The sequence below is a fragment of the Streptomyces odontotermitis genome (assembly GCF_050510915.1).
GTDB lineage: Bacteria > Actinomycetota > Actinomycetes > Streptomycetales > Streptomycetaceae > Streptomyces.
Map to the genome: position 1 here is coordinate 618,064 of NZ_JBNJLS010000002.1, position 15,672 is coordinate 633,735.

14 protein-coding genes are annotated in these 15,672 nt (G+C 71.8%); 7 read left to right on the top strand and 7 right to left on the bottom strand.

Annotation, left to right across the window (positions count from 1 at the left end; all coding sequences use genetic code 11):
- Positions 1–19 precede the first annotated feature (19 nt).
- Positions 20–1,060: a helix-turn-helix transcriptional regulator gene (locus tag ACQB60_RS08960; RefSeq protein WP_496925295.1), complete on the bottom strand. Its 1,041-nt coding sequence runs from the start codon at positions 1,058–1,060 to the stop codon at positions 20–22.
- Between the two features lie 86 nt (positions 1,061–1,146).
- Positions 1,147–2,316 (bottom strand): FAD-dependent monooxygenase, encoded by a 1,170-nt coding sequence (locus ACQB60_RS08965; protein WP_496925296.1) that lies wholly within the window; start codon positions 2,314–2,316, stop codon positions 1,147–1,149.
- 155 nt (positions 2,317–2,471) lie between these two features.
- Between ACQB60_RS08965 and ACQB60_RS08970 the strand changes: the two genes are divergently transcribed.
- Positions 2,472–2,978 carry a DinB family protein gene (locus ACQB60_RS08970; protein ID WP_496925297.1) on the top strand — a complete coding sequence of 169 codons (507 nt, stop codon included), beginning with the start codon at positions 2,472–2,474 and terminating at the stop codon, positions 2,976–2,978.
- A gap of 82 nt (positions 2,979–3,060) precedes the next feature.
- On the opposite strand, the gene ACQB60_RS08975 is transcribed toward ACQB60_RS08970, so the two are convergent.
- The 4 genes from ACQB60_RS08975 to ACQB60_RS08990 form a co-directional block, all read right to left on the bottom strand.
- Positions 3,061–3,414, bottom strand: a complete 354-nt coding sequence (locus ACQB60_RS08975; RefSeq protein WP_496925298.1) for a hypothetical protein — start codon at positions 3,412–3,414, stop codon at positions 3,061–3,063.
- A gap of 172 nt (positions 3,415–3,586) precedes the next feature.
- On the bottom strand, positions 3,587–5,215 hold the full coding sequence (locus ACQB60_RS08980; RefSeq protein ID WP_496925299.1) for an ABC transporter substrate-binding protein: 1,629 nt from the start codon (positions 5,213–5,215) through the stop codon (positions 3,587–3,589).
- A complete protein-coding gene (locus ACQB60_RS08985) occupies positions 5,215–7,143 on the bottom strand; it encodes a hypothetical protein (protein ID WP_496925300.1) in 1,929 nt (642 codons plus the stop codon). The genes ACQB60_RS08980 and ACQB60_RS08985 overlap by 1 nt, the downstream gene beginning before the upstream one ends.
- Positions 7,144–7,523: 380 nt before the next feature.
- Positions 7,524–8,528, bottom strand: a complete 1,005-nt coding sequence (locus ACQB60_RS08990) for a GHMP family kinase ATP-binding protein (protein ID WP_496925652.1) — start codon at positions 8,526–8,528, stop codon at positions 7,524–7,526.
- Positions 8,529–8,694: 166 nt separating this feature from the next.
- Between ACQB60_RS08990 and ACQB60_RS08995 the strand changes: the two genes are divergently transcribed.
- The 6 genes from ACQB60_RS08995 (at position 8,695) to ACQB60_RS09020 (ending at position 14,859) form a co-directional block, all read left to right on the top strand.
- Positions 8,695–9,711: a pyridoxal-phosphate dependent enzyme gene (locus ACQB60_RS08995; protein WP_496925301.1), complete on the top strand. Its 1,017-nt coding sequence runs from the start codon at positions 8,695–8,697 to the stop codon at positions 9,709–9,711.
- A 32-nt stretch (positions 9,712–9,743) separates the two neighbouring features.
- Positions 9,744–10,589 carry a Rossmann-like domain-containing protein gene (locus tag ACQB60_RS09000; RefSeq protein WP_496925302.1) on the top strand — a complete coding sequence of 282 codons (846 nt, stop codon included), beginning with the start codon at positions 9,744–9,746 and terminating at the stop codon, positions 10,587–10,589.
- Positions 10,590–10,672: 83 nt separating this feature from the next.
- Entirely contained in the window at positions 10,673–11,932 is a 1,260-nt protein-coding gene (locus ACQB60_RS09005) for an MFS transporter (RefSeq protein WP_496925653.1), read from the top strand.
- Positions 11,933–12,057: 125 nt separating this feature from the next.
- Positions 12,058–13,047: a FecCD family ABC transporter permease gene (locus ACQB60_RS09010; protein WP_496925654.1), complete on the top strand. Its 990-nt coding sequence runs from the start codon at positions 12,058–12,060 to the stop codon at positions 13,045–13,047.
- A 1-nt stretch (position 13,048) separates the two neighbouring features.
- Positions 13,049–13,828, top strand: a complete 780-nt coding sequence (locus ACQB60_RS09015; RefSeq protein ID WP_496925303.1) for an ABC transporter ATP-binding protein — start codon at positions 13,049–13,051, stop codon at positions 13,826–13,828.
- A gap of 26 nt (positions 13,829–13,854) precedes the next feature.
- Complete coding sequence (locus ACQB60_RS09020) at positions 13,855–14,859, top strand: ABC transporter substrate-binding protein (protein ID WP_496925304.1); 1,005 nt, start codon at positions 13,855–13,857, stop codon at positions 14,857–14,859.
- Between the two features lie 22 nt (positions 14,860–14,881).
- Here the strand turns inward: ACQB60_RS09020 and ACQB60_RS09025 are convergent, their stop codons facing one another.
- Positions 14,882–15,607: a class I SAM-dependent methyltransferase gene (locus ACQB60_RS09025; RefSeq protein ID WP_496925305.1), complete on the bottom strand. Its 726-nt coding sequence runs from the start codon at positions 15,605–15,607 to the stop codon at positions 14,882–14,884.
- Positions 15,608–15,672 lie beyond the last annotated feature (65 nt).

Sequence of the window (15,672 nt, forward strand, 5' to 3'; positions counted from 1 at the left end):
CTCAGGACGGCACTCCGGACTACCTGCGGGCCGCCGTGGCGGAGGGCAGTTCCGCGAAGCGGGCGCGGTAGTCGGCGGCGAAGCGCCCGAGGTGGGAGACGCCCCATCGGTAGGCGATCGTGCCGACGGGGTCGGAGGAGGTGAGGATCTCCTCGTGGATCCGGTCGAGCCGCAGGCTGCGCACGTAGGACAGGGGCGAGAGGCCGAGCCGGGCGCGGAATGCGGAGCTGAGGGTCCGCGGGCTGCAGCCCGCGGCATCGGCGATCGCGCCGAGGGTGACGTGCTCGGCGAGGTTCGCCTCGATGAACGCGAGGGCCGCCCGCAAGGAGCGCGGGTGGCCGGGCTGCGGACCCTCGTGCAACTCGCCGGTGTGCGAGTGCGGCTGCGCCAGGAGCAGAGCCGTGGCGAGGGAACGCAACTGGCTGCGTTGCAGCTCCGCGCGCTGGAACAGCGGATCTCCCGAGTCCAGCTGTTCCAGGAGGGAGTGGACAAGGAGTCGCACCGCCCGGCCCTTGGGCCCGGCCAGGTCGAGGGCGAGATCGAAGCGCACCGTGGACGCGGGCGGATGCCCCGTCAGCGCGGCGAACTCCTGGTCGATCAGGGCGGCGTCGAGCCGCAGGCCCAGGAACCGCGTACGCCGACTGCGCAGGGGCCGCAGTTCCTGGGTGTCGCCGGGGTTGGCGACACCCGCCGTGGCTTCGTCGAGGGTCGCCCGCAGGCCGCCGCACGATGCCGAAATGGCGCCGGAGACACCGATGTTGACGAAGTAGGAGCCACGGTCGCGGCCGTCGCGGCCTTGATGACCGTTACAGCTGTTGCGGCCGCTACTGCCCTCAGTGGAAGCGACGCGCACATCCAGCGGTGAGACGAAATAACCCACCGCGAAGTCGTGGGCGGCCACGCCGCGCAGTTCGTGATCGCCACCGCACAGCTCGTCCAGCGGCGATGTCGCGACCGAGCCGCCGAACAGGCGGGTGGCGGCGTTGAGCAGGTCGGCGGGGTTCTGGGATCGGGTGATGAGGTGGTTGCGCAGCGGCGTCGGCACGATGACGGGGGTCACCTCCCAAGGATTCAGGGGCCCGAGAGGCTCATTGTCGGCCGACCATGGTCATCGGGGTAAGGCACCAATGAGACGCCAGTGAGGTCCTACGCGGGCTCCGCCATGAGCCGATGGCAGGAATCGACCAGCGCGTACGCCTCGTGGTGGCGCTGCGCCTGCTCCAGGCCGACGATCGCCACCGAGGTCTCCACGAGTGTTCGGCACCGCCGCGCGCGCCGGCCGACGAACGCCCGGAGCCCCGCGCCGACGGACGCGTGCCGTCCGAGCTCCTGGGCCAGTACGAGCCCGTCCTCGACGGCCAGGGCAGCGCCACTGGCCATCTGCGGTGCGGGCGCGTGCGCGGCGTCGCCGATGACCACGGCGTTGCCGCGGTCCCAGGCGCCCTCCACGAGCCCCGTGAGCACCGGGCGGCGCACCACCGACTCCGGCTCCGACACGGAGACCAGGGAGCGCAGCTCCTCCCCCCGCCCCGGGAAGGCCCCCAGCAACTGCTGCAGGCGCGGCCCGAGTTCGGCATCCGGCAGGACGCTCCGCTCGACCCCGTTCTCCGTCAGGAACACGTACGCCTGCCTGTCCGAGAGCGGTACGAGGCCGGCCGTGTCGGTCTTCCCTGCGAACTGGTGGACCCCGGCGGCCCACCGAGGTCGGGGCACCAACACGCGCCAGACCATCTGCCCATGAAAGTCGAGGCCGCCGGGAAGGCCCCGGGAGCCGGGCGAGGTCTCAAGTCCCAGCAGGTCCCGCACCGACGAGCGGATCCCGTCCGCGCCCACCAGCAGCGCGACCTTCCGGACCGTCCCGTCCGACCACCGCACCCGGACCAGCTCCCCCTCCTGGTCCACCGCTACGACGGTCACTCCGTGGCGCACCACCACCCCGCACCGCTCCGCTTCCGCGTGCAGGATGCGGTGCAGTACGGGGCGGGCGATGCCTGCCATCGCCGGCCGCCGCGCACCGATCAGGCGCGGCAGCCGGACCTCGCCCGCGGGTTCGCCGTGCACGTCCACGTGCGTGATCGTGCTCATGCCGTAGCCCTCGGCCAGACACGCGTCCGCGAGCCCCAGCTCGTCCAGCGCGCGCAGCGAGGGACCGGTCAGGCACAGTCCCCATCCTGAAGTCGCCTCCGCCGGACCGGCCTCGGCGATCTCGACGACCTCGACCTGCCATCCGCCGCGCGCCAACGCGGTGGCCGCTGTCAGACCGGCCACGCCCGCACCCACGATCACGGCTGTCCGCTCACCGCGACAGCTGTCCATGTACGCCTCCAAAGCGCCGATTTCTTCGGAACCGTAGAACGCGTCGGCGCTCCGCCTTATCCGAATCGGGCGGCGGTCATCCGCTGTCGGCAAGCATTCGACCGCGTCGATAAATGCCTCGACACCGGTCGCCCCCATCGGGAACGCTTCGCGCGATGACCAGAATCGACGACACTCCGCCCGCGTGGGACGAGCGCACCCAGCTCACCACGTTCCTCGACTACGCACGTGACACCGCCCGCGCCAAGTGCGACGGCATCTCCGCGGAGAACGCCCGCAAGGCGCTCCTGCCGGGCTCACCGCTGATGACCGTGAGCGGACTGATCAACCATCTCCGCTGGGTCGAGTACTACTGGTTCCAGGTGGTCTTCCTCGGTGAGGAGGACCAGGGGCCCTGGACCGATGAGGACCCCGACCGCGAGATGCGTATCGCCGTCGACTTCCCGCTCCCCCAGCTGCTCGACGAATACGCCGAACACAGCGCCCGCTACCGCGAATTGGCCGCCGGACGCGGACTGGACGACCGGGCCGAGCGAGCCGTCCGCGACGGCCTCCACGTCGACCTGCGCTGGATCCTCCTCCACCTCACCGAGGAGACGGCCCGCCACAACGGCCACCTGGACATCCTGCGCGAGATGCTCGACGGCACGACCGGCGGCTAGCGCCACTGGACGCCACTGGAGACAGGGGTGGGCCCCCGGGGGTGCCGGGGGCCCTTGTGCGTGCGGCGGGTACGGGTCGGTGTCAGCAGTACGGGATGCCCGGGACCGGTTCGTCGTTGTTGCCGCCGGAGATGAAGATGTCGGAGATCCAGCTGCCGTCGTCGAGCTGCGCCCACCAGTAGTTGTAGTACTCGCCGTAGGAGACGCTGCCGCCCGTCGCCTGGCAGACGGCCTCGACGGTGCCGGGGCCGACCTGGCCGGTGACGGGTGAGGTGGTGTAGGGGTCCGCGTGGGTGTTCACGTCGCTGGCCCAGACGTTCACGGGCACGCGGAGCTGGGTGGGTGTGGCCGCGGTGGCGGCCGGGGCGAGGCTGACGGTGAGGAGTGCGGCGCCGGCCACGAGGGCGGCTCTGCGAACCAGAGGCAAGCGGGTCATGTGGTTCCTTCCCTGGTCGGTACGGAGTCCAAGGTCCTCTTGTCCCGAACCCTCTGACCAGGGCGTTTTCGGCCGTGGCGCATGCAAGCGGAATATTCACTGGTGTGGGGGACACGTCGAACGTGCACCGCCGTCTCCTTTGCGCCATGTGCAACGGCGCAGGTGGCACGCGTCATCGGGTTCCGCTGGGCACCACGCAGTTCTGCGGTTGCGGCTTCTTGTTCGGCCAGCCGATCTTGCTGAAGTCCACCTTCTTCGTACGGGGGTTGAGTGTGACCACGGCCACCGGCTTGTCGTAGGGGTTGCCACTGTTGGTGAGGCAGATCCAGCCGCTGGTTCCCCACACCCGGTTCGTGGACTCCAGGCGGGGCCACTGCGCGGCGACCCGCTCCAGTGTCGGGACGGTCCCCTTCTTCGCCTGACTGTTGGCCAGCCACACGGCATGGGAGATGGTCAGCATGCCGTCGTGGACCAACATCGTGCGGGAGTCGTCGAGTTCGACGTCGCCGATGTCGCCCGCACGCTGCCGCTTGATGAGGGCTTCGAGCTTCGCCAGCTCGTCGAGTGGCTGCGTGAAGTAGGGCGGTGGCTCCTCGCCTGCGTGCTTCTTCCTCCACTCGTTGAGCGCCGTCCGCCAGGCGTCCGGATGCGCGGGCGCCGCGTACTCCACGGTGACCTCAGGCTCCTTTCCATCCCCACCCAGACGTTTCCAGTCGGCGTCGCTCATGTACCGGTCGAGGGTGGCGGCCCCGGATCCGCTGACGATCGTGAACTTCCGGCCGTGGCAGTCCTGATCTGCGAGCTTGAGGGCGAACAAGCGCAGGTGCACGGGGCGGCCGGCGAAGTAGATGACCTTGGCGTCCGACAGGCAGATGTTCTGGCCGATCGTGTTGAAGTCCGTGCCCGTATTGCCGATCTCGTTGATCCCGGGCGAGTCGAACGGCTGGTCCTTCGGTCCGGGCGGGCCCGGTTCCTTGCGGCTGAATGCCTTGGCCAGTGAGGCGTTGTAGATGTCGTTCGGACGCGTGTCCTTGACCAGGACCGTGTCCCGGTCGTTCAGCCCGACGCGCGAGGCGGCAAGGGCATCGGCCTGGCTCTGATTGGTCGGGATGATACGGGCCAGCGTCTTGTAACGGGGCTTGCCCGTCTCGGGGTTGGCGAGTTCGTCGGCGCTGGCGCGGCTGATGAGGACGGGGATGCCCAGTTCGTTGGTGAGTCGGCCGACGGCCTCCTTGGTGCTGGCGAGGCTCAAGTTGAAGCCGGTGACGGCCCGGAGGTTGTCCTCGGGCGAGTCCACCATCTCCTTCAGCCGGTCGACGACCTTCCGCTGCTGGCCGTAGTCCGCGCCGGGGTTGGCGAGGACGAGTCGCATGAGGGGCGAGTTCTCCTCGCGGTTGGCCTGATACTGCGCGAGGTAGGCACCCTGCACCTCGCTGCGGAGCTGCGCCCGGTCCGCGGCGGACTTCGGTTCCAGGGGCAGCATCATGGCCACCGTCACGTGCGGCTTCTTGGAGATCCGCCGGTTCTCCTTGTCGATCGCGGCGGCCACCTTCGCTATCTCGCGGGTCCCGAAGTCGTATCCGGAACCGTTGACCCCGATGCACTCCCCGTCGCTCTTGTCGACCCCGGCGGCACAGTGATCGGGTTCGTTGACCCAGTCCGGGATGTAGACGAGGCTGAGCACGACCGCGGCCACGACGGCGAGGACCGTCACGGACTTCCTCAACAGGGTGGCCCAGCACGTCCGGTAGAGCCAGTCCACCGCCTTGCCCCAGGCCGACTCGCCCCGTCGCTCCGCCATCACCGCACCTTCCTGCCGATGTGCCGCGTGCACGCGCACGGCATGAGTGGCTGCCTGTTCTCGATCGACTCGCCCCACCTGCGGGCGGTGTCCGTCAGCGTGGCCGCCGCCCGGGGCGCCTCGGTGCACAGGTCGTCGAGGACGTCCTTCAGCGCTCCGGCCACCGCGTCGTCGATCGGCCTGGTCCGGTCCTCGCAGAGCCACAGGGCGTGCAGCAGCCGGTCCACCCGCCAGCGCAGCGTGCCGCCCTCCACCGGCACCTCCCCCAGGGCCCGGGGACGCCGGTCGTCGGGCCTGCCGAGGAGCGGTGCCTGGGCGATCGACAGAACGTCCTCGCACCACCGTCCCGGGTCGGTCGTGGCGAAGGCCGCGGTGAGCCGGTCGACCACCGACTCGGCTCCCTGGACGGCGAGTTGGTGATTGAGACGGTGGGCGCCCACCGTGCCGAACACCTCGTCGGGGTGGCCGTCGCGCAGCAGCAGGTAGTGGTTGTGGAGGCGCTCGTGGTCGAGGGCCCACTCCGCGCCGCCCGGCCGCATCCGGTAGAGGCGCTGCCGCAGCAGCGTGCGCAGGCCGAGGTCGCCGATGAAGTGGCGGGGGCAGTGCGGCCAGCCGCAGTCCTGGAGCAGATCGGCGATCCGGGGTGCGGCGAGCTGCGCGGGCCGCCCTTCCTGGACCCGGCGCATCAGGGCCTGGGCGCACGCCCCGTCGTGCGCGACGGACAGGTGCGTGAGCAGGTCGAGCCAGCCGTCGCGGTGCTGCGGCGGCAGTTCCTCGGGGAGTTCGCGCAGGATGAGTTCGTCGAGGAGCACCTCGCTGACCGGGTGCGGCTCGTCGTCGGTACGTACGGTGCCGTCGAGCAGTGCCGGGGTGCCGCGGTCGCCGAGCGGCCGGTACAAGGCGGTTGCCTCGCTCAGGCGGGTCACGAACAGCGGTCGGCCGCCGCTGAGCCGATGGATGCCGAAGTCGATCTGCTGCCAGGAGGCGGGGGTGTGGGCGCGGGAGCGCTGGTAGCGCAGCCGGGTCGCCGCCTCCTTCTGCTGGCCCCGGGTCAGGACGGGCATGCGCAGCAGCAGGGCGCCGCGGGCCGGTGGCGCGAGCTCGGGGTCCTGGGCCGGGGGGCGCCGCCAGGTGGGCAGAGCACCGTCGGACGGGGACCAGGTAGTGGGCGGGTCCTCGTCCGGGTCGCGGTCGCGGCCCAGGAGCCGTCCGCCGTGCTCGTGGCGGGCTGTGGCGAGGACGACGACGCGGTCGTGGTGGCCGGCCTCGCGGTCGGCGAGCACCGGCCGCAGCAGCCCGCGTCCCAGGGCGTTGTCCGCGTGGTCGAGGAGCACGGCGGGCCGCCCCGCGCGCACGAACCGCCCGACGCCCCGGAACTCGGCCTCGATGTCCTGCCGCAACGCCCGGAAGAGAAAGCCCTCGGCGGTCCGCCGGGCGGCGCCGCCCTGCTGGAAGTCGGAGACCAGCGCGTGCAGCCCGAGCCCGGACATGCCGGCCGCGCCGGGGTACTCGCCGTAGCAGCCGCGCAGGGCGGAGCCGCCCTCGCGGGAGACGCGGGCGAGCAGTTCGTCCACGACGGCGGTGAGCAGCGGAGTGACCAGTGGGTTCACCGCCAGCGCGGCCAGGGCGTTCAGATAGCCGTTGCGGGCGCGGTGGAACACACCCCGCCAGAACGCCCCCTTCGGTACGAGGGTGTCGTGCCGTCGCACCTCGTCCACGAGGTCGGCCTGGCTGGCCTGCCCGCCGCTCGCCGCGACGGCCGCGAGCCCCGCGTACAGGCGTGGGGTCTCTATTCTGCCGCCGTCGCCCGACCATTTCTGGAGCTGGAGGCCGATCTCCCGGAGGGCCTCGGTGATTTCCGAGCGGGTTTCCGCGTGTTCTTCGGACAGCTCACCGAAAGGCGGGACCCTGCAGTCCAGGAAGGCCACGGGAACGTAACTCCCGAACTCGCTCCGCACGCATCGCAGGAGGCGCCCTTTCCCCATCCCAGGCCCACCCGTAAGCAGCACGACAGGCAGGTCGGGCCCGTACAGCACCGGGTGATTGCGCCCTTTGCGGGTCTTTCCGAGCAGGCTCGGCACCAGTCCGTCGTCGGACAGCAGCTTCTCGAACCCAAGGTCGTCTGGCACGGTCCCCCCGAGGCATCACCGATGCGAACCGGCGTGTGATGGGGCGTCACGTTAGTGGAACACCCCGCGCCAGGGGAGCGAATTCCGGAGCTGGCTCGCAACTGGCGCAATCGCTACGGCTGTTGCCCGCCCGGCCGGGCGACAGCCCGCCGCACCGCCGAGCACCTCCGGCCACCGCCTCACCGCACCACCCCACCCCCGAAGCTCAGCGTCCGATACACCGAGACCCCACCCCCGGGCACTCCACCCCCGGCACCCTCGGACACCCCACCCCCGGCCGCCCCGGACACCCCGCCCGCTCCACCCACAAGCCCCGCACACGCCTCCGCCGCCACCGCGGCCCTCCGCGTGTACGCCGGATCGGCGAGGTCGAGGAGGATGCCGAGGGTCGTCCCGCTGTGCCCGACGGCGACGCCGAGGCCGCCCACCTCGCGGCAGATCTCCCGCATCGGCTCCAACGCCCTTTTGTGGCGCAGGCGTTGGTTCATCAGGGCACTGCGCGTCGCGATCCGGCCGACCTCCGCGAGGTCGCGGTGGCGGACCGCGGTGGTGAGCCTGTCGAGGAGGCGGGCGTAGGTGTGCCGGTCGGCCGTGGTGAAGGTCTTCGGGACGCGGTTGAACGCGACGGTGTCGACCTCGCCGCCCTCGTCGACGCCCACGACGCCCATCGCCGGGAGCGACCCGAGCACCGAGCGCAGCCGCACCGTGCGGTGGTGGAAGGCGACGATCGCCGGGTAGAGGACGCCGTCGGTGGGCTCGATCCGGGACAGGAGCCGCTCGATGCGGGCGGGCGGCAGTGCGACGCCGAGGGCCTGGCCCGTCGCGCGCGCCGTGGCGACGAGGTCGGCCGAGGAGCTGGCGAGGCCCTTCCCCTCGGGGATCACGCTGCTGAGGGTGAGGGTTCCGCCCGCCCCGCGCCCCGGGGCCAACTCGGCGATCATGCGGGCCAGTCGGAGGGCCTTCGTCTTGCGGGCGGGGCGCACCTCCAGGGTGGTGGAGTCCGGGTCGCGGCGGTACGTGGCCCGCGTCCAGCGCGCCACGGGAAGCGTCACCAGGAAGTCGCCGTCCCGCTCGGGCAGCGCCCCCTGGAGCAGCTCGCCGAAGGTGCCGAAGGCGGTGCCCACGCCGACACCCGGGAGCACCGGGCGCGGAGCACGTATGACGGGGGCGGCCCCCTGGGTCAGCTGCACTGAAGTCCACCTCTCGATCCTGAACGGCTGCGGGTCACCCACCCTACCCGCTCTTGACAATCATTTTCATCTAGTGTGATGCTCGCCCGGCTCCCCGAGGACCGCTCGGCCTCCGGGACCACTCCTGCCACCACGTCCTCTCCTCCACAGGGGCACACCCATGCACACGCACATCGCGGAAGCGGTGAAAGAACCCGACCTCATATCCCTCGAACCCGGCCTGCTCTGCCTCCGGTTCGAGTCGATGAAGATCTACTCGGCCCTGGGGGCCGTCCGCCATCTCCTGGAGACCGGTGCCGTCAGACCCGGCGACACCCTCGTCGACAGCTCCAGCGGGATCTACGCGCAGGCCCTCGCGCTCGCCTGCCACCGCTACGGCATGAAGTGCCACATCGTCGGCTCCACGACCGTGGACCGCACGCTCAAGATCCAGCTGGAGATACTCGGCGCCACCCTCGAACAGGTCGCCCCCTCCACCGACCTGCGCCTAGACCAGGAGGCGCGGGTGCGGCGGATCGGCGAGATCCTCCGGGACAACCCCTCGTACCACTGGATGCGGCAGTACCACGACGACATCCACTACTACGGCTACCGCGAGGTCGCCGCCGCGATCGGGGCGGACGTCCCCGAAGGGCCGCTCACGCTCGTCGGCGGGGTCGGCTCGGGCGCCTCGACCGGGGCCGTCGCCTCCTGGCTGCGCGCGGCGGGCCGGGACGTGACCCTCGTCGGCGTCCAGCCCTTCGGCAGCGTGACCTTCGGCTCGGAGCACGTGGCCGACCCGGACATGATCATCGCCGGGATCGGCAGCGCCATCCCCTTCCGGAACGTCCGGCACGAGCTGTACGACCGCGTGCACTGGGTCAACTTCGACTGCGCCCTCTCCGGGGCCGTCGCGCTGCTGCGCACCAGCGGCATCTTCGCCGGGCTCTCCGCCGGGGCCGCCCACCTCGGCGCGCTCTGGGAGCGGGCGCGGGACACCGAGGGCCGCACCCACGTCTTCATCGCCGCCGACACCGGCCACCGCTACGTCGAGAGCGCCTACGCCCGGCACGCCGAGGCCCCGGACATCGACACCCTCAAGCCGTACGAGATCACCTCCCCCGACGAGCTGCGGCTGCCCTGGTCCACCGGCACCTGGCCGCTCCACATCAACTCCTCCGACAGCGCCATCTCCTGATGGACCCTCAACTTGCCGTGAGAGACGCCCACATGAATCGCACCACCCCCTTCACCCCCACCACCCCGCACACCGTCGCCGAACTCACCGACGCCGTCCTCGCGGGCGCGTACGGAACCGACCCCGCCCAACTCACCGTCACCAGCGCGTTCTGGCTGTACCACACCACCCGGCTCGCCGGCGGCGGCGTCACGTACCACAACCACTATCTGCTCCTGCGGGTCGGCGACTCCTTCGGCGCCTGCTCCTTCGAGGCCGGTGAACTCCCCCCGGACTTCTGCGAGAACGCCTCCGGGCACTCCCTCGACAAGCTGCTGCGCGCCGAGTCGATGCCCGTCCGCATCGCCGCCCTCGACGCGTACCTCGCCCACCAGCGCCCGCACCGCGCCGCCCCGGACGCCGAGGCGGTCACCCTGCCCGTCGGCACCCCCGAAGTCCGCGCCGCCGCACGCGACGCCGCCATCGCCGGGCTCCTCGATCTCGCGCCCGGCGCCCGCGTCGCCCTCATCGGCGTGGTCAACCCGCTCGTCGCGGCCATCCGCGAGCGGGGCGGCATCTGCCTGCCCTGCGACCTCAACCTGCGCACCACCCAGTGGGGCGAGCAGATCACCGACGACATGACGGAGGTCCTCGCACACGCCGACGCCGTGGTCGCCACCGGCATGACCCTCAGCAACGGCACCTTCGACCTCATCCTGGAGCACTGCCGCGAACGGGCCGTTCCCCTGGTCGTGTACGCGCAGAGCGGCGCCGCCGTCGCCCGCGCCTTCCTCGCCTCGGGCGTCACCGGACTGTCCGCGGAGCCCTTCCCCTTCTCGCAGTTCAGCGCGGACGAGACGGCCCTGTACCGGTACCGGGCGGACGGGGCAGCCGCGTGAGCCTCGACGCCGAGAACTCACAGACCGAGAACTCACAGACAAAGACAGCGGTGCGGGAGGAAGCACTGCCGGGGGACCTGCGGATGGCGCGCGCCCTGTGGCCCGTCCTGCTCGCCTCGGCGGTCGGCCTCCTCCCCTTCACCGTCTTCAGCACGTATCTGGTGCCGATCGCCGCCGCCGCGGACAGCGGGGTCGCCTCGATGGGCGGACTGCGCGGACTCGGCGGCCTGGCCGCCCTGTTGGTGGGCACCGCCTTCGCTCCGCTGATCGACCGGGTGCCCCGCACCTGGGCCGTGGCGGGCTCGCTCGGCGCGCTCGGGGTCTCGGCGGCGCTCGGCGCGAGCGGCGACTTCCTGCTGCTGGCGGTGTTCTGCCTGCTGGTGGGCGCGAGTACGGCCGTGCTCAACCCGGCCCTCACCGCCGCGGCCGCCGACCGCTTCGGCACGGGCAAGGCGGCGGGCCGCGCGGCCACCCTCGTCACCGCCACCCAGTCGATGACGGCGATGCTCGCGGCCCCCGTCATCGCCCTTCCCGCGCTGCTGTGGGGCTGGCGGGGCGACCTGCTCGCAGTCACCGTCGTTTCCCTGCTCCTGGCCGTCGCCTTCGCCGTACGGGGGAAGGACGGCGCCGTACGAGGGAAGGGCGGACCGGGAACGGAAGAGGAAGAAGAGGAAGAAGCAGCGGAGGCGGTACCGGAACCGGCCGGTCAACGCCTGAGCTATCTCGCCTCGTTCAGAGCGCTGGGCCGGGAACGGGGCGTGTTGCCGCTGCTCCTCGTCGCCCTCCTGCGCACCGCCGTGTTCATGGGCTACCTCTCCTACCTCGCGGCCTTCTACGAGGAGCGGTTCCGGCTCGACGCCGGGCTCTTCACCCTCGTGTGGACGCTGAGCGGCGCCTCGTTCTTCGTCAGCAACCTCCTCACGGGACGCCTCACCAACGCCGCCGAGCCCCGCGTCCCCACCGAACGCCTGCTGCTGCTCGGCCTGTTGGCGGCACTCGCCTCCGTCGTGGGCTTCTACTTCACCCACTGGCTGCCGCTCGCCCTGCTCCTGACGTCCCTGCACGCCGCGAGCCACGCGGTGGTCGCCGCGTGCGGGGTGAGCCTGCTCGTCCGCCGGTGCGGGCCGGGGCTGCGCGGCTCGGCGCTGAGCATCAACGCCGCCGGGATGAGCCTCGGCGTGTTCGTGGGCGCGGGGCTCGGCGGAGCGGGGCTCGGGCTCGCCGGGTATCCCGGGGTCGCGGTCGTCTTCGGCGCGCTCGTGGTGGTGGCGCTGGGGGCGGCGGGGCTCGTCCTGCGCGCTGCGCGGGCGGATGGCGCCGGAGCGGGGGCGGGGGCCGCGTGAGCACCACGACGACACCGTCAGCACCGACGTCTCCGGCGTCAACCACCCCAGCCCTCAAGGGAGTACGGGCACGCCTCCACTCCCCCACCGCCCTCGCCCTCACCTGCGCCGCCCTCTTCCTCCTCCTGCTCGGCTCCGTCGTCGTCGCCATCGGGCTCGGTGCCGCCGCCGTGCCGCCCGCCGAGACCGCGCGCTTTCTGTGGGCGGCGCTCAGCGGGGGCCGCGTGGCCGCCGACGACGTCACGACGTACCAGATCGTCTGGCAGATCCGCACGCCCCGGGTGCTGCTCGCGGCCCTCGTCGGGGCCGGGCTCAGCGCGGTCGGCGTCGCGATCCAGGCGATGGTGCGCAACGCCCTCGCCGACCCGTTCGTGCTCGGGGTCTCCTCGGGGGCCTCGGTGGGCGCGGTCGGGGTGACGGTCACCGGCGGGCTCGCCGCGCTGGGGGTGTACGCGGTGTCGGCGGGCGCGTTCCTCGGGGCGCTCGTCGCGTCGTTCCTCGTGTACGCGGCCGCCTCCAGCGGCGGCGTCCTGGCGCCGCTGCGGCTGGTCCTGACGGGCGTCGCGCTGTCGCTCGGCTTCCAGGCCGTGATGAGCGTGATCATCTACTTCGCGCCGGACAGCGAGGCGACCAGCACGGTCCTGTTCTGGACCATGGGCAGCTTCGGGGCGGCCAGTTGGGGCACGCTGCCGGTCGTCGCGGGGGCCGTGCTGCTCGGGCTCGCCGTCCTGTACCGCAGCGGCCGGACCCTGGACGTACTCGCGCTCGGCGACGAAACCGCGTCCAGCCTGGGCATCCGGCCCGACCGGCAGCGCAGGGCGCTGCTCGTCCTCGTCTCGCTGGTGACGGGCGTGCTGGTCGCGGTGAGCGGGGCGATCAGCTTCGTCGGGCTCGTCATGCCGCACCTCGTGCGGATGGTGGTCGGCGCGGGGCACGCCCGGGTGCTGGCCGTCGCGCCGCCGGCGGGCGCGGTGTTCATGGTCTGGGTCGACCTGCTGTCCCGCACCGTGGCGGCGCCGCGCGAGCTGCCGCTCGGCGTGCTCACGGCGCTGGTCGGGGTGCCGGTGTTCCTCGCGCTGATGCGGCGCAAGGGCTATGTGTTCGGGGGCCGTTGACATGGAACTGCGCCTCCAGGACCTGACCGTCGCCGCCACCGACGGCAGGGCCCTCGTCCAGGACCTGTCCCTCGACGTGGCCGACGGCGAGGTCGTCGGTCTGATCGGCCCCAACGGCAGCGGCAAGTCCACCGCGCTGCGCTGCGTGTACCGGGCGCTGCGCCCCACGTCGGGCACCGTCCGGGTCGGGCCCGACGACCTCGCCGCGCTCCCGGCGCGACGCGGCGCCCAGCTCGTCGCCGCGCTCACTCAGGACGGCTCCGTCGGCCTGGACTTCACGGTCGAGGAGGTCGTGGCGCTCGGCCGGGCCCCGCACCTGCGCGGCAACCAGCCGCTGAGCGCCCGCGAACGCGCCCTGTGCGAGCGGACGTTGGAGCGCCTCGATCTCACCCACCTGTCCGGTCGCGGCGTCCTCACCCTCTCCGGCGGGGAGCGTCAGCGCGTCCTCCTGGCCCGGGCCCTCGTCCAGGAACCCCGGATCCTCGTCCTCGACGAGCCGACCAACCACCTCGACGTCCGCCACCAGGTGGAGATCCTGTCGTCGCTGCGCGGCGCCGGCCCGACCGTCCTGGTGGTCCTGCACGACCTCAACCTCGCGGCGGCCGCCTGCGACCGGCTCGGCGTGCTCTCCCAGGGTCGCCTCGTCGCCTCCGGAACCCCGGCCGACGTCCTCACCGAAGACCTCGTCACCGACGTGTTCGGGGTCCGGGCGACGGTCGTCAAGCACCCCCTGACGGGCGACCCGCAACTCCTGTACGCGCTCGCATCCACCCCCCGCTGACCCACCTCCGAGAGGCTCAACTCCCCATGTCCCACACCAGATCACTCACCCTCGCCGCCACCGCCGCCGCAACAGCTGCCACCCTCCTCCTCAGCGGCTGCGGCGCCGACATCGCCGACGACGGCAAGGGCGCCTCCGCCGGCCGGGTCACCGTCAAGCGCTGCGGCGAGCCCGTCCCGTACAGGACGCCGCAGCGCGCGGTGGCCTACGAGGGCGGCAGCGCCGACAAGCTTTTCAGCCTGGGCCTGACCAAGCACGTGCACGGGTACGTCATGCCGCCCGCCAACCCGCCCGTCAGCGAGTCCCCCTGGGCCGCCGAGTACGCCAAGGTGAAGATGCTCAGCGACGACCTGCTCAACAAGGAAGTCGTCGTCGACGCCAAGGCCGACCTCGTCGTCGCGGGCTGGAACTCGGGCTTCAGCGACCAGCGCGGCATCACCCCGAAGATCCTCGACAAGCTGGGCGTGCAGAGCTTCCTGCACACGGAGAGCTGCTTCAACTACCCCAAGTACCCGGAGAAGAAAGCCCCGTTCGAGGCGCTCTACACCGACCTGGAGCGGCTCGGCCGGATCTTCCACGTCGAGAAGAAGGCGCGGCAGGTCGTCGACGGACTGAAGAAGCGCGCGGCCGCCGTACGGGCGAAGGCACCCCGGGGCGAGCGGGTCCCCGTCTTCCTGTACGACTCCGGGACGGACCAGCCGTTCACGGCGGGCGCCCAGGTCCCGCCGAACGACATCATCAAGGCGGCGGGCGGCCGCAACATCTTCGACGGCCTCGACGAGCGCTGGACACAGGTGTCTTGGGAGTCCGTGACCAAGGCCGAGCCCGAGGTGGTCATCATCCTCGACTACGGCGACCAGCCCGCCCAGAAGAAGATCGACTTCCTGAAGAAGTCCCCGCGCACCAGGGAGCTGCCCGCCGTGAAGAAGAACAACTTCTTCGTCCTCGACTACAACGAGGGCATCAGCGGGCCGCGCAACATCGACGGCCTGGAGAAGTTCGGGGCGTATCTGCGCGGCCTGGAGAGGTAGGCCGGTCCCGACACCGCGGACGTCACTCCTCCCGCGCCACCACCAACCACTTCGACGGCAGCTCGATCCGGGTCCCGTCCGCCGTGAACTCCGTGGTGATGAGCGGGATGTCGCCCTCGGCGACGACCGTGAGGCCCGCCGCCCGTACATGGCCGAGCAGCGCCGCGTCCGCGACGTCGCCCGGTGCGAGGCCATGGGCGAAGACCGGTGCCAGTTTGGGCGGCGGGCCGTCGGGCGACTGGGCCAGGCCCATCAGGACGGGCTTGGCCGCCTCGGAGAGTTCGACGAGCAGGGCCCGGCCACGGTCGCCGATCAGGGTCGCGACGGCGTCGGCGAGGGGCTGGCGGTCGGCGGGCTCGCACTGGTGCAGGACGCCGCGCATGTACACGTTCACGTCGCCGAGTTCGGCGTGCAGCTGCTCGACGGCGCCCTTCTCGGAGGCGTCGAGCTGGCGGTACTCGGCCTGGCCCGCCGGGTCGGCGCGGCGCGCGTGGTCGACCGCCGCACCCGAGAGGTCGGCGCCGAGGACGCGCGGGTAGCGGTCCGCGAGGAACCGCGTCTGGGTGCCGTTCCCGCAGCCCAGGTCGAGGACGGGCAGGCCGATGGCGGCGAGGTGCGGCTCCAGGAGGGCGAGGTGGAGGCCGACGGTGAGGGCGGGCTCCGCGTCCCAGAAGACCGCGCCCTGTCCGTCGGGGGCCTCGCCCCAGAAACCCTCCCATGCCTCCCGGTACCGACTCGTGACGCTCATGACCAGCTCCCCAGGGTGCGACGGCCGCCTCCGTAGGGCGACGACGTGATCGGTGTACCGCTCCT

What these genes read in the sequence shown, in the direction of transcription:
- ACQB60_RS08965 (WP_496925296.1), bottom strand. Translation starts at nt 2,316, where the DNA reads ATGGACAGCTGTCGCGGTGAGCGGACAGCCGTGATCGTGGGTGCGGGC.
- ACQB60_RS08970 (WP_496925297.1), top strand. Translation starts at nt 2,472, where the DNA reads ATGACCAGAATCGACGACACTCCGCCCGCGTGGGACGAGCGCACCCAG.
- ACQB60_RS08975 (WP_496925298.1), bottom strand. Translation starts at nt 3,414, where the DNA reads ATGACCCGCTTGCCTCTGGTTCGCAGAGCCGCCCTCGTGGCCGGCGCC.
- ACQB60_RS08980 (WP_496925299.1), bottom strand. Translation starts at nt 5,215, where the DNA reads ATGGCGGAGCGACGGGGCGAGTCGGCCTGGGGCAAGGCGGTGGACTGG.
- ACQB60_RS08995 (WP_496925301.1), top strand. Translation starts at nt 8,695, where the DNA reads ATGCACACGCACATCGCGGAAGCGGTGAAAGAACCCGACCTCATATCC.
- ACQB60_RS09000 (WP_496925302.1), top strand. Translation starts at nt 9,744, where the DNA reads ATGAATCGCACCACCCCCTTCACCCCCACCACCCCGCACACCGTCGCC.
- ACQB60_RS09005 (WP_496925653.1), top strand. Translation starts at nt 10,673, where the DNA reads ATGGCGCGCGCCCTGTGGCCCGTCCTGCTCGCCTCGGCGGTCGGCCTC.
- ACQB60_RS09015 (WP_496925303.1), top strand. Translation starts at nt 13,049, where the DNA reads ATGGAACTGCGCCTCCAGGACCTGACCGTCGCCGCCACCGACGGCAGG.
- ACQB60_RS09020 (WP_496925304.1), top strand. Translation starts at nt 13,855, where the DNA reads ATGTCCCACACCAGATCACTCACCCTCGCCGCCACCGCCGCCGCAACA.
- ACQB60_RS09025 (WP_496925305.1), bottom strand. Translation starts at nt 15,607, where the DNA reads ATGAGCGTCACGAGTCGGTACCGGGAGGCATGGGAGGGTTTCTGGGGC.